At 54.8% G+C, this 13,426-nt stretch carries 12 protein-coding genes; 4 read left to right on the plus strand and 8 right to left on the minus strand.

The window, feature by feature from the left end; all coding sequences use genetic code 11:
• A partial coding sequence (locus tag JOE25_RS19795) for a transketolase C-terminal domain-containing protein (protein WP_280921292.1) occupies nucleotides 1-795 on the plus strand: 795 nt, incomplete at its 5' end.
• A 217-nt stretch (nucleotides 796-1,012) separates the two neighbouring features.
• On the opposite strand, the gene nudK is transcribed toward JOE25_RS19795, so the two are convergent.
• The 6 genes from nudK to napF form a co-directional block, all read right to left on the minus strand.
• Nucleotides 1,013-1,588 (minus strand): GDP-mannose pyrophosphatase NudK, encoded by a 576-nt coding sequence (nudK, locus tag JOE25_RS19800; protein WP_209638141.1) that lies wholly within the window; start codon nucleotides 1,586-1,588, stop codon nucleotides 1,013-1,015.
• Nucleotides 1,589-1,718: 130 nt separating this feature from the next.
• Nucleotides 1,719-2,336, minus strand: coding sequence for a cytochrome c-type protein NapC (gene napC, locus JOE25_RS19805; protein WP_209638142.1), 618 nt, complete (start codon nucleotides 2,334-2,336; stop codon nucleotides 1,719-1,721).
• A gap of 11 nt (nucleotides 2,337-2,347) precedes the next feature.
• Nucleotides 2,348-2,797 (minus strand): nitrate reductase cytochrome c-type subunit, encoded by a 450-nt coding sequence (gene napB / locus JOE25_RS19810; protein WP_209638144.1) that lies wholly within the window; start codon nucleotides 2,795-2,797, stop codon nucleotides 2,348-2,350.
• Between the two features lie 37 nt (nucleotides 2,798-2,834).
• Complete coding sequence (gene napA, locus JOE25_RS19815; protein WP_209638146.1) at nucleotides 2,835-5,321, minus strand: nitrate reductase catalytic subunit NapA; 2,487 nt, start codon at nucleotides 5,319-5,321, stop codon at nucleotides 2,835-2,837.
• The gene (gene napD / locus JOE25_RS19820; RefSeq protein ID WP_209638149.1) at nucleotides 5,318-5,584 is read right to left on the minus strand and encodes a chaperone NapD; all 267 of its coding nucleotides are present in this window, start codon (nucleotides 5,582-5,584) and stop codon (nucleotides 5,318-5,320) included. Before napD ends, napA begins: the two co-directional genes overlap by 4 nt.
• Complete coding sequence (napF, locus tag JOE25_RS19825) at nucleotides 5,574-6,071, minus strand: ferredoxin-type protein NapF (RefSeq protein ID WP_209638152.1); 498 nt, start codon at nucleotides 6,069-6,071, stop codon at nucleotides 5,574-5,576. Before napF ends, napD begins: the two co-directional genes overlap by 11 nt.
• 446 nt (nucleotides 6,072-6,517) lie before the next feature.
• Here napF and narQ point away from each other — a divergent pair, with 446 nt between their 5' ends.
• Together narQ and narL are read left to right on the plus strand one after the other, a co-directional pair.
• Nucleotides 6,518-8,200, plus strand: coding sequence for a nitrate/nitrite two-component system sensor histidine kinase NarQ (gene narQ, locus JOE25_RS19830; RefSeq protein ID WP_209638153.1), 1,683 nt, complete (start codon nucleotides 6,518-6,520; stop codon nucleotides 8,198-8,200).
• A 161-nt stretch (nucleotides 8,201-8,361) separates the two neighbouring features.
• The gene (gene narL / locus JOE25_RS19835) at nucleotides 8,362-8,994 is read left to right on the plus strand and encodes a two-component system response regulator NarL (RefSeq protein WP_209638155.1); all 633 of its coding nucleotides are present in this window, start codon (nucleotides 8,362-8,364) and stop codon (nucleotides 8,992-8,994) included.
• Nucleotides 8,995-9,020: 26 nt separating this feature from the next.
• Here the strand turns inward: narL and JOE25_RS19840 are convergent, their stop codons facing one another.
• Nucleotides 9,021-9,299 carry a helix-turn-helix domain-containing protein gene (locus JOE25_RS19840; protein ID WP_017893610.1) on the minus strand — a complete coding sequence of 93 codons (279 nt, stop codon included), beginning with the start codon at nucleotides 9,297-9,299 and terminating at the stop codon, nucleotides 9,021-9,023.
• A gap of 281 nt (nucleotides 9,300-9,580) precedes the next feature.
• Here JOE25_RS19840 and acrD point away from each other — a divergent pair, with 281 nt between their 5' ends.
• Nucleotides 9,581-12,718 carry a multidrug efflux RND transporter permease AcrD gene (gene acrD, locus JOE25_RS19845; RefSeq protein ID WP_209638156.1) on the plus strand — a complete coding sequence of 1,046 codons (3,138 nt, stop codon included), beginning with the start codon at nucleotides 9,581-9,583 and terminating at the stop codon, nucleotides 12,716-12,718.
• 120 nt (nucleotides 12,719-12,838) lie between these two features.
• Here the strand turns inward: acrD and ypfM are convergent, their stop codons facing one another.
• Nucleotides 12,839-12,898, minus strand: a complete 60-nt coding sequence (gene ypfM / locus JOE25_RS26695; RefSeq protein ID WP_100396732.1) for a protein YpfM — start codon at nucleotides 12,896-12,898, stop codon at nucleotides 12,839-12,841.
• Nucleotides 12,899-13,426 lie beyond the last annotated feature (528 nt).

Below are 13,426 nucleotides of genomic sequence, written 5' to 3' on the forward strand. Positions count from 1 at the left end.
GCGGGTAACTACATCCACTACGGCGTGCGCGAGTTCGGCATGACCGCCATCACCAACGGTATCGCGCTGCACGGCGGCTTCCTGCCGTACTCGGCAACCTTCCTGATGTTCGTGGAATACGCCCGTAATGCGGTGCGTATGGCGGCACTGATGAAAATCCGCAACGTCTTCGTCTACACCCATGACTCCATCGGTCTGGGCGAAGATGGCCCGACGCACCAGCCGGTTGAGCAAATGGCCAGCCTGCGCGTGACCCCGAACATGAGCACCTGGCGTCCGTGTGACCAGGTGGAATCGGCGGTGGCGTGGCAGTACGGTATCGAACGTCAGGACGGCCCGACCACGCTGATTTTCTCCCGTCAGAACCTGACCCAGCAGCCACGTACCGCGGAGCAACTGGCCAACGTATACCGCGGCGGCTATGTGCTGAAGGACTGCGCCGGTACCCCGGACGTCATCCTGATTGCCACCGGTTCGGAAGTGGGCATCACCGTGGACGCGGCAGACCAGCTGACCGCAGCGGGCCGTAAGGTGCGCGTGGTATCCATGCCGTCCACCGACGCGTTCGACAAGCAGGACGCGGCGTACCGTGAATCCGTGCTGCCGGCGGCAGTGACTGCCCGCGTGGCGGTAGAAGCGGGTATTGCGGACTACTGGTACAAGTACGTGGGCCTGAACGGCGCAATCGTGGGCATGACCACCTTTGGTGAGTCGGCGCCGGCAGAGCAGCTGTTCAAAGCGTTCGGCTTCACCGTGGAAAACGTGGTGGCCAAGGCGCAGGCACTGCTGAAATAAGCCCTGCCCTATCGCGTTACCCTAAGCCCGGCACATTGCCGGGCTTTTTCTTGGCGTTGTATTTTGAACAACAGTGATGGAGCTGATACGAGCTCGGGGTTCATCGCCCTTGAAGACGCTGAACGCAGGAACAAAGCCTCTGACCTTTATCGACCGAAAGCTTCACTAGCGCTATAAAAAACGCGCGCTGACAAACATGACGGCGATGCTGATTTTTTTAATCCATGATTCGGTGAATTTGCAGGTACTGCAACAACATAATGGTCTTGCCGTCTTTAATCCGCCCATCGGCAATCATCGCCACCGCGTCGGTGAACGGCAACTCCACCACTTCAATATCTTCGTCTTCGATACCGCCACCGGACGTGTTGCGTTCGTTGTCATGGTATTCAGCAATAAAGAAATGCACGATCTCCGTCACGCCGCCCGGGGACATATAGGCTTCGAAAATCTTCTTCACGTCGCCAACCTGAAAACCGGTTTCCTCCACGGCTTCACGGCGCGCACATTGCTCCGGCGAGTCAGCATCCAGCAAGCCTGCACAGGCTTCCAGCAGCATGCCGCTCTCGTTACCGTTCACGTAGGTCGGCATACGGAACTGATTCGTCAGCACTACGGTACCCTTGGCACGGTTGTACAACAAAATGGTTGCGCCATTGCCACGATCGTAGACTTCACGCATCTGCTGAACGGAACCGCCATCCTTACGCTTCAAATCAAAAGTATATTTGTGCAGCACATACCAGTTATCTGATAACAGCTCTTTCTTCACATTCTCAATTTTCGCGGACATGAACCCTTCTTCTTTTCCGTTAGCTGAAACGCAAAAATGATACCGCGATTAAGCCCCGAAGTGACAACGGATTTGCAACAAAAAACCCCGCGGCTCATGCAGAGCGACGGGGTTTTTACGGCTACCTGCGTTAGAACCCGTTAGGGACGTCGCGCATATCCGGCAGCTTGTGGGCGATGCCTTTGTGACAATCGATACAGGTTTTCCCCTCGGTGATCGCTTTGTCGTGCATCTTTGCCGCTACCGTTTTTTGCGCGGTGAAGTCCATAAATTCAAAATTATGGCAGTTACGGCATTCTTGCGAATCGTTGGCCTTCATTCGCGCCCATTCGTTACTCGCCATCGCCAACCGATGCTGGTCAAATTTCTGTGGCGTGTCGATCAAGCCGAATGCCTTGGCATACAACTCCTTGCTGGCTTTCAGCTTGCGCAGCATTTTGGGCGCCCACTCATGCGGCACGTGACAATCCGGGCAGGTCGCACGCACACCGCTGCGGTTGTTGTAATGCACCGTCCCCATGTACTCCTCATAGACGTTTTCCCGCATTTCATGACAGCCGATGCAAAACTGCTCGGTATTCGCCGCTTCCATGCCGGTATTAAAACCACCCCAGAAGATAATCCCGGCGCCAAAACCCAACAGCAGCAGCGTACCCAGCGCCAGGCGGCTTGGTCTGCGCCACCAGCGCCATAGCCGCAGTAACAGCCCGGGCTTTTTTTCAGTCGTCGTATGTTTGCGTTCGCTCATATCTTCCCCGCTTAATGCCCAAAGCCCGGCATGGGTTGGAAATCATTGCCGACAATAGGCGCCGCGTCGGTTTGCGGTACGTGACACTGCAAGCAGAAATAGCGACGCGGCGCGACGTCACTCAATACTTTGCCGTCTCGATCCATAAAGTGCGTCGGGCTGATACGCGGGGCACCGGTAGTGCGGTAATGCTCTACTCCGTGACACTGCAGGCAACGATTGGTATTCTTGCTGATCTGATACCCCTCCACGCTATGCGGGATCATCGGCGGCTGATTGACATAGTTCAGTGCCATCCGTTCCTGCTGTTTCGGCATTGAAATTGGCCCACCCACGGTGGCGGACACTTCCGGTGACTGACTGAGATCGACATCACCGGCGGCAAACGCCAGGCCGGCGAACGCCAGCGACAATAGGGTCACCCACAGGGCAAGCGTCTTTTTCACAACAGGGCTTTTCATTTTTATTTGGCTCCTGGGTAATAAAATAGGGTCGTCATCACGCCTTCTCCAACTTCACCGCGCATTTCTTGAAATCGACTTCTTTCGAGAGCGGATCGGTGGCATCCAGCGTCAGGTTGTTCACCAACTGCGCAGCGTCAAAAAACGGCATATAGACCAGCCCCTTCGGTGGACGGTTACGGCCACGGGTTTCGACCGTGCTGATCAGTTCGCCACGGCGTGACTTCACCTTGACCTTGTCTCCCCGACGCAAATTGCGGCTTTTTGCATCCAGGGGATGAATGAACAGTACCGCCTGCGGGAAAGCACGGTGCAGTTCGGGGACCCGTCTCGTCATTGAGCCGGTATGCCAATGCTCCAACACACGCCCCGTGGATAACCACAGATCGTATTCGCTATCCGGGCTCTCTGCCGCCGGTTCAAATGGCAGCGCAAAGATCACGGCCTTGCCGTCCGGTTTACCGTAGAAACGCACCGCGTCTCCGGCTTTCACGTAAGGATCGGTGCCTTCGCGGTAGCGCCACAGCGTCTCTTTGCCCTCCACCACGGGCCAACGCAGGCCGCGCGCCTGATGGTAACTGTCGAACGGCGCCAGATCATGGCCGTGACCACGGCCAAAACCGGCATACTCTTCAAACAAGCCTTTTTGCAGGTAAAAACCGACGTCACGCGCTTCATCGTTTAACTGGTCTGCCGGAATTTCCGTTAACGGGTATTTATTGACCTCGCCGTTAGCGAACAGCACGTCATACAGCGTTTTACCGCGATACTCCGGTTTCTGTGCCAGCAGGTCGGCCGGCCACACGTCCTCCACCGTAAAACGCTTGGAGAACTCCACCAACTGCCACAGATCGGACTTGGCCTCACCCGGCGCTTTCACCTGCTGGCGCCAGAACTGGGTGCGGCGCTCCGCATTGCCGTAAGCCCCCTCTTTCTCTACCCACATGGCTGTCGGCAGGATCAAATCGGCAGCCAATGCGCTGACGGTTGGATAAGGATCGGATACCACCACAAAGTTACGGGCATCACGCCAGCCCGGCATCCTATCTTGATTGATGTTGGGGCCGGCCTGCATGTTGTTATTACACATCACCCAGTAAGCATTCAGCTTGCCGTCTTTCAGTGCACGGTCCTGTGCCACCGCATGCAAACCGACTTTTGCCGGAATGGTGCCCGCCGGCAGTTGCCATTTCTGTTCAGCTGTCTGACGGTGCTTTTCGTTAGTGACCACCATGTCGGCCGGTAAGCGGTGAGCAAACGTGCCCACTTCACGCGCGGTGCCGCAGGCAGAGGGTTGGCCGGTCAGTGAGAACGGGCCACAGCCCGGTTTGGAAATCTTGCCGGTTAGCAGGTGCAGGTTGTAGCACAGGTTATTAGCCCATACGCCACGGGTATGCTGATTGAAGCCCATGGTCCAGTAAGACACGACCTTGATGTTGGGATCGGCATACAGCTTCGCCAACGCTTCCAGTTGGTCTTCCGGTACGCCGCTCATTTTCGCTGTTTTTTCCAGCGTGTAGTCCGCCACGAACGTTTTATACTCTTCGAAGCTCATCGGTTCTGAAGCATCGCTGCCCGGGTTTTTCGCCGCCTTTTCCAGTGGGTCCGTCGGACGCAGGCCGTAGCCGATATCCGTCGCCCCACGGCGGAAATTGACGTGCCGATTCAGGAAGTCCTGATCCACTGCGTTGTTTTGAATAATGTAATTGGCGATGTAATTCATGATCGCCAAATCGGTCTGCGGCGTGAACACCATGCCGTTATCCGCCAGTTCAAAGCTGCGATGCTCAAAGGTAGACAACACCGACACGTTGACGTGTTCGTTGCTCAGACGGCGATCGGTGATGCGTGACCACAGGATCGGGTGCATCTCCGCCATGTTGGAGCCCCACAACACGAAGGCGTCAGCCTGCTCGATATCGTCGTAGCAGCCCATAGGTTCGTCCATGCCGAAGGTGCGCATAAAGCCGACCACCGCTGACGCCATACAGTGACGTGCGTTCGGATCCAGGTTATTGGAACGCAGCCCGGCTTTGAACAATTTGGCTGCGGCATAGCCTTCCCATACTGTCCACTGGCCGGAGCCAAACATGCCGACCGCCTCAGGCCCTTTCTCTTTCAATGCCTGCTTGAACTTATCGGCCATGACGTCGAAAGCCTGCTGCCAACTGACAGGGGTGAACTCGCCTTCTTTATGATATTGACCGTCTTTCATGCGCAGCAGCGGCTGAGTTAAACGGTCTTTGCCGTACATGATTTTTGGCAGAAAATAGCCTTTGATACAGCTCAGCCCACGGTTGACCGCTGCGTCGGGATCCCCTTGTGAGGCAACAATGCGACCATTTTGGGTCCCGACCAGCACACCGCAGCCGGTACCGCAAAAACGACAGGGCGCCTTGTCCCATTTAATGGCGTCAGCACTGCTTGCTACCGCCTGTGCTACCGTGGGAATAGTCAACCCGGCAGCTGCCGCAGCCGCGACTGCAGCATTGGCTTTCATGAAGTCTCGACGACTGAGTTTCATGGCGTTACCTCACCTTGAGTGTCCTGCTGGTGATAAACCAGCGATACCGCCAGCACGCCGTCCAGATTGCGTACCGACTCAATTTTTTCCAGCAGCGCATGTGAACAGGCGGCCTGCATGATGACCACCAATTTGCCGTGCTCCTGATCCTGCGCCGGGATTTCCGTGTCCGTTATTGCCAGTAAGGCCGACGTCAGACGTGGCATTTTTTCCGGTCGAGCCTGCACCACCAGCCCGCTGACGTGCCATTCGTTATTCATCATTATTTTCGCTCCGGGTTAAGGTGACAGCGCCGGCCGGGCAGCCGGCAACACAAGCCCCGCAACCGTTGCAGGCCGCCACATCCAATATCGGTCGCGCCATCTCGCCCAGACGAGGTCGGAACGCTATGGCTTGGGGTTCACAGCTATCCTGGCAACTGCGGCATTCCACGCCCTGTTGCGCCAGGCAAGCGCTAGCGAACACCGCATGTTGCTGCCAGGGCGTTTCCGTTAATGGGCGAAATAACGGCTCCGTGCACGCCTGCGCGCAAAGCCCGCAAAACGTACATTCTGCACGCTGGAAATTCACTTCAGGAAAGCCGCCGCTACCGACGATAAGGACGCCCGTTTCACAGTGTTGAACACAGGCCTGACAACGGGTGCAACCCGCAATAAAAAGGGATTCTTGCCGCGACCACGGGGGGCGAATCGCAGCGGTTGGCTGACGCCATTGTCCACCAAGCAGTTTGCGTCGTGACAATACGGTCATGCTGTTTTTCCTCGACATTGCAAACACGCCACCGCGTGTAAATATCCCCGTCATCTTTCAAGCTGCAGGGTATAGAACCTGTTTTTTGTATTGTTATTGTTGCCGTTGCCAAGGAACGTTCAGTTGCCGCCATGACGTGAAAAATGACAGACATAAACCTTGAGAAAGACGGGGGTAAGATAAAAGGAGCGCGGGGGGTATATAATCACCCTAAAGGGGTAAATGCGGGGGGAGTTTGCGCCAGATCAATCTATTACCGGGTGCTCTGCGCTTTTAGCCACGCTATTCCCAACTAGTCGCTATTTACTTGATTATATAACGTCTATTGATGGGTGACATGACAGGCAACTTAATGCGAGACACGCGCATTTTAGTTGCAAAAGTTATAATTTTGCTTTCGAATGAAACTCCACAATGTCCATCGCACGCGAGAAAAGGATGCATGATTGCTTGTTAAACGTTCAGTGACCAGCAGCCTGGCCAAGGCGCTGTTTTGCATTGTCATTTTGTCCGTGCTCTCCACTGGCTTGGCGTTGACTACCGTCGCTGACAGCCTGCGTGATGCCGAAGCGGTCAACATTGCCGGCTCACTGCGTATGCAAAGCTACCGACTGGCGTACGACCTTACCCAACAGGCCCCGGAACAGAATCAGCATCTGCGGCAATACCAAGAGTCTCTGCAAGCCCCGGTATTGCAAAAGTTGGATCGTTTTTACGTGCCTGCGGATGTACGTGAAAAATACCAGTCTCTGCAACACGCCTGGCAACCGCTTGCGCAGCAGATCCAGGCTGACCAAGCGGCAGACTATCAGGCCAACATCGCCGGCTATGTGAATCAGATTGACCATTTTGTGCTGGCGCTACAGCGTTATTCCGAACTGAAACTGACCATCGTGGCCGCTATCAGCGTGGTGGGGTATATCGCTATCATTGGTTTGGTGCTGTTTTGTATCCGCTTTATGCGACGCCAGGTCGTCACACCGCTTAAGCACCTGGTGGAAGCCAGCCAGCGCGTACAACAACGGGATTTTAATTACCCGCCGCTGGACACTGAACTGCCCAATGAACTCGGGGTACTCTCGCAATCCTTTACCGCCATGTCTGGCGATCTGGCCAAGCTGTATCGATCGCTCGAGCATAAAGTGCAGGAGAAAACCCAGCGCCTGCAGCAAGCGAACAAAACGCTGGAGGTGCTGTACAACTGTTCGCAAGCGCTGAGCGTACGGCAAATAGATCAGCAGGCCTTTGAGCAAATCCTGCACATCGTGCGTCAAAGTGAACAGCTGCACTGCATCAAGCTAAAAGTGGCGGACAGCCTCAGTGAATGGCAACTGCATAGCGGCTCACCCTCAACGACGCTGGACTGGCAAACGCTGATCATCACCCAGGGCGACAAGCCGTTGGGCGAACTGAGTTGGCAACATCAGGATCATCCCCCTCACCCGCATTTGATGCAGAGTGTCGCCAACATGCTGAGCCGCGGAGTGTATTTTAACCGCGCGCAGAAACAGCACATGCAGTTTTTGTTGATGGAAGAACGTGCCACTATCGCCCGCGAGTTGCACGATTCTCTCGCGCAAGCCCTGTCGTTTTTGCGTATTCAACTCACGCTGCTCAAACGAACGTTGGCGGGTACCGCCCCGGATGCCCATGAGATTATCAATGACTTCGATCAGGCGCTGGCTGACGCCTATCGCCAATTGCGCGAGCTGCTGACCACCTTCCGCCTGAACATTCAGGAAGCCGATTTAAATACCGCACTGGACCAGTTACTGGCGCCATTAAAGGTTCTTACCGACGCGCGGATTCAGTTACACTGTCGGCTTTCTTCCCAGGCGCTGAATGCCCAACAGCAAGTGCATGCGTTGCAAATTGTACGCGAAGCGGTACTCAACGCGATCAAACATGCCGATGCACGGGAGATCGTGATTCGCTGTGGCGTGACGGCCGAGGGTGACAACAGGATTAGCATTGCAGACGACGGTTGCGGTATCGCCAGCCTGAGTGAACCAGAAGGTCACTATGGACTGACCATCATGAGCGAGCGCGCTGCGCGACTGGGAGGAACGCTGCGCATCCAGCGAGGTGAGCCAGAGGGCACGGAAGTCCAGCTGACATTCCCGCCATAAAATCAGGACTGTTCACCCTTCGTTACGGTTTAGCGAAGTCTAACGGTCATTTAAGGATGTTTGTGGCGCTAATTACCACTACTTTATAAGAGGCTGTCCCACTGTGAAGCGTGCTGCACGGCACGTTTGAGTGGCTTTACTCGCTACAGGGAGCATATTTCATGGTGATGAAGAATTACCGAGTGATGATCGTCGACGACCACCCACTGATGCGCCGGGGCATCAAACAGCTGCTGGGGCTGGATCCGCTGTTTACGGTAGTCGCCGAAGCCAGCAACGGCAACGAAGCCATTACGTTTGCGTTGCAACAAACACCGGATGTGATCCTGCTGGATCTGAACATGAAAGGGTTGTCCGGCCTGGACACGCTGAAAGCACTGCGCAATGAGAGTGTAGATGCACGCATCATCGTGCTGACGGTTTCCGACTCACGCAACGATGTTTATGCGCTGATCGACGCCGGTGCCGACGGCTATCTGCTGAAAGACAGTGAACCAGAACAGTTGCTGGAACACATTCGCGCCGCAGCGGAAGGCCAAAATGTGATTAGCGACGCGGTGGCCGATTATCTGTTGTCCCGCAGCGAACAGCACGATCCCTTTGCCGAACTGACAGAACGCGAGCTGGACGTATTACAAGAAGTCGCACGCGGGATGTCCAATAAGCAGGTGGCTGCACAATTGCACATTTCTGAAGAGACGGTGAAGGTGCATATCCGCAACATGCTGCGCAAACTGGATGTGCGTTCACGCGTGGCGGCGACAGTGATGTATCTGGAGCACAAGAGTCAATAAGACGTCCCCGGCACGCCGGGGAACCTTTATTCGATGGCGGCGAGCAGCGCCTGATGATGCTGGTGAACCCAGCCCTTGTTGATCGGCCCCCAGTTTTCCAACTGGTAAAAACCGTCATTGTTACGTACACCCTGCTGAACAAATTGCAATTCGACCCCCAAGCCTGGCAAGGCTTTCAACACGTCTTGCAGGGTACGGCGCGGCCACCCCGTCAATTCCATCAGACGTGGGACGTTTGGCCGTTCGCTGTGGCTGATCAACCAGCACAGATAAAGACGACGGGCAAATACCGGGTTAATTTCCATGCCAAGCTCCTGCTTAAATATGAGTCCTGATTATTTTTCGGGCACCCTGTTCGGCCAGGCCCTTGATAGTCATAAAATTGTCTTAATGACCGTTTTAACAACAATAGCGCTGTCCTTGCAGGTTTCTACTACCGTTATTTACATTATCTCCTTTTTTTCTCCACGCTTTACTCCCCCTTCCCGAGTAAAGTGCATAAGCGCCGGAATCCTTCCCAGCCGCTGAGAAACGCAACGCCGATGCGTCTTAAAGATAGAACAAGTCATAACGAGGTTCGCGCTGCATGGCTAATTTTTTTATTGATCGCCCGATTTTCGCCTGGGTTCTGGCAATTATTCTTTGCCTGACGGGCGTTTTGGCGATTTTTTCATTACCTGTGGAACAGTATCCGAACCTCGCGCCGCCGAACGTTCGCATTAGCGCCACTTACCCTGGTGCCTCTGCGCAAACGCTGGAAAACACCGTCACCCAGATCATTGAACAAAATATGACCGGCCTGGACAACATGATGTATATGTCGTCGCAGAGTACCAATACCGGGCAGGCCACCGTGACACTGACCTTTGAAGCCGGCACCGATCCCAACGAAGCGATGCAACAGGTGCAAAACCAGCTGCAGGCGGCCATCAAGCGCCTGCCGCAAGCCGTACAAACCCAAGGCGTGACGGTATCAAAATCCGGCGACACCACGTTGATGATGGTGGCCTTCGTTTCTACCGACGGCAGCATGGACAAACAGGACATTGCCGATTACATCGTCTCCAACCTGCAGGACCCGCTAAGCCGCATCAACGGCGTGGGCAGCATGGACGTTTACGGTTCGCAATACGCCATGCGTATCTGGCTCGATCCGAACAAGCTCAACAGCTATCAGCTCACCACCCAGGACGTCGTCACGGCGATTCAGTCCCAGAATGCGCAGGTGGCGGTCGGTCAGTTAGGGGGCACACCGTCCGTCGATAAACAGGCGCTTAACGCCACCATTAACGCACAGTCCCAGTTACAGACACCGGAACAGTTCCGCAAAATCACCCTGAGGGTCAATCAGGACGGTTCGGTGGTCACACTCGGTGATGTGTCCACCATCGAACTCGGTGGCGAAAACTACAACTTCCTCAGCCGCTATAACGGTCTGCAGGCTGCCGGTATGAACATCAAGCTGGCCTCCGGCGCCAACGAACTGCAAACCGACCAGTTAGTGAAAGACAAAATCGCCGAGCTGTCGCAGTATTTCCCGCACGGGCTGGAGGCCAAAGTCGCCTATGAAACCACCCCGTTCGTGAAAGCCTCGATCAAGGATGTGGTGAAAACGCTGCTGGAAGCCATTTTGCTGGTGTTCCTGGTCATGTACCTGTTCCTGCAAAATTTCCGGGCCACGCTGATCCCGACTATCGCGGTCCCCGTGGTGCTCATGGGCACCTTCGCCATTCTTTCCGCCTGTGGATTCAGTATCAATACCCTGACCATGTTCGCCATGGTGCTGGCGATCGGGCTGTTGGTGGATGATGCCATCGTGGTGGTGGAAAACGTCGAACGCGTGATGAGCGAAGAGGGCCTGCCCCCCCGTGAAGCCACACGAAAATCCATGGGGCAAATTCAGAGCGCCTTGGTCGGCATCGCGATGGTACTGTCGGCGGTGTTTATCCCGATGGCATTCTTCGGCGGCACGACGGGCGCAATTTATCGCCAGTTCTCGATCACCATCGTTTCCGCCATGGTGTTATCTGTGCTGGTGGCGATGATTCTGACCCCTGCCCTGTGCGCCACACTGCTCAAACCTATCGCCAAAGGCCACCATCATGGCAAACGCGGGTTTTTCGGTTGGTTCAACCGGATGTTCAACCGCAATGCCGCACGCTACGAGCGTGGCGTGGCGCGCGTGTTGCACTTCAGCGTGCGCTATATGGCAATTTACCTGCTGCTGCTCGGCGGCATGGCGTTTCTGTTTATCAAGCTGCCAACTTCGTTCCTCCCGCAAGAGGACCGCGGCGTGTTTACCGTGCAAGTACAGTTACCGCCAGGCTCCACATTGCAGCAAACCACCAAGGTGGTGGAAAAAGTTGAACAATACTTCCTGACCCAAGAAAAAGAGGACGTGCTGTCGGTCTTCTCCACCATTGGTGCGGGGCCAGGCGGTAATGGGCAGAACGTGGCACGTATGTTTATTCGTTTGAAAGACTGGGATCTGCGCACCTCGGGGGCCAATAGCTCTTTCGACATCATCAATCGCGCCACCAAAGCCTTTAACAAGATTAATGAGGCGCGAGTGATCGCCAGCAGCCCACCGGCAATCACCGGTCTGGGTAACTCCTCCGGTTTCGACATGGAACTCGAAGATCACGCCGGGCTGGGCCACACCAAACTGATGGCGGCACGTGACCAGCTGTTGCAACTGGCCAGCGCCAACCCGCTGCTGTCCCGAGTCCGCCACAATGGCCTGGACGACAGCCCACAGCTGCAAATCGATATTGACCAACGCAAGGCACAGACACTGGGCGTTTCCATCGATGACATCAATAACACCCTGTCAACGGCCTGGGGCTCAACCTATGTGAACGACTTCGTCGACCGTGGGCGGGTGAAAAAAGTCTATGTGCAGGCCGCTGCCCCGTTCCGTATGCTGCCTGGCGATATTGATAAATGGTTCGTTCGCAACAAATCAGGTGGCATGGTGCCGTTCTCGGCCTTCGCCACGTCCCATTGGGAATATGGTTCTCCGCGCCTGGAACGCTATAACGGCAGCTCTGCACTGGAGATTGTTGGCGAGGCGGCAGAAGGTGTCAGCAGCGGTACTGCAATGGCCGAAATGGAAAAGCTTGTCAGCCAGTTGCCGACCGGCTTCGGTCTGGAGTGGACCGCTATGTCCTATCAGGAACGTCTGTCCGGTTCACAAGCACCCGCACTGTACGCGATTTCCCTGCTGGTGGTATTCCTCTGCCTGGCAGCGCTGTATGAGAGTTGGTCAATCCCATTCTCGGTGATGCTGGTGGTACCGCTCGGGGTGATTGGTGCCGTCGCGGCCACCTGGCTGCGCGGGCTGGAGAATGACGTTTACTTCCAGGTGGGGATGCTCACCATTATTGGGCTCTCGGCGAAAAACGCCATTTTGATCGTCGAATTCGCCAATGAGTTGAACCATAAAGGCCAGGATTTGATGTCGGCCACGCTGGAGGCCTCACGCATGCGTCTGAGGCCGATTTTGATGACTTCGCTGGCCTTTATCTTCGGCGTACTGCCAATGACCATCAGCAGCGGCGCAGGCTCTGGCAGCCAACATGCGGTAGGTACCGGGGTCATGGGCGGCATGATTTCCGCGACCCTGCTGGCGATCTTCTTCGTGCCCTTGTTCTTTGTGTTGGTGCGCCGCCGCTTCCCCGGCAAGCACGCGATAGCCGCCAAAACGCAAGACCAAGGGGAATAACAGGCATAAAAAAGCAGCGTCGGGAAACCGATGCTGCTTTATCTCGAACGTGTATTCCGTTCCCAAGGTGCTTCAATGTCTGACAAATAAACCAACCTTGTTATCAACCTCACCGCAGTGTCAGTTACCTAACATCTCATCGATGAAGTCTTTCCAGTTTCCCAACTCACGATCAACCATAATAATTTACAACCTCAATTAATAGACGAAGCGGATTCTACGCCTGTTTTTTGAGCAAGTGAAGAGGTTCGGGAACGATGCCGCCCGCGAAAACCGGGGGTAGTGCACATTTTCGTACTTATCCGATCGCTGGCGAATCTTGGCTATTCCCTTCCGGTATCAATCCGTCAATCCCACGGCATAAAAGATCTAAACCGACAGTATCTGGGCACGCCGGCTTGGGTTTAATACCCTGGCGCTTAGCCTTGCCAATCCAAAAAGCATCACCCCATTAGCCATTGTTGGCTGTACTTTTATTTACAGTCTTTCACAGGTTACTGGCATACAAAGTAGAAAACCCCCTCACATCACATCTCAACAAAAATTATCGCATTACAAAAAAGTGTCGAACAATAATGTGACAGCCAGAAATAAATCCCATTTTTTCAATGAGTAACAAACTCACTCTTACATCACTCAATAAATGATATTGATATTAATTATCAATATCATTAGCATTCGCGCATCTTAAGTTAATGTAAAGGAATG

Source organism: Serratia sp. PL17, assembly GCF_017832355.1.
Lineage (GTDB): Bacteria > Pseudomonadota > Gammaproteobacteria > Enterobacterales > Enterobacteriaceae > Serratia.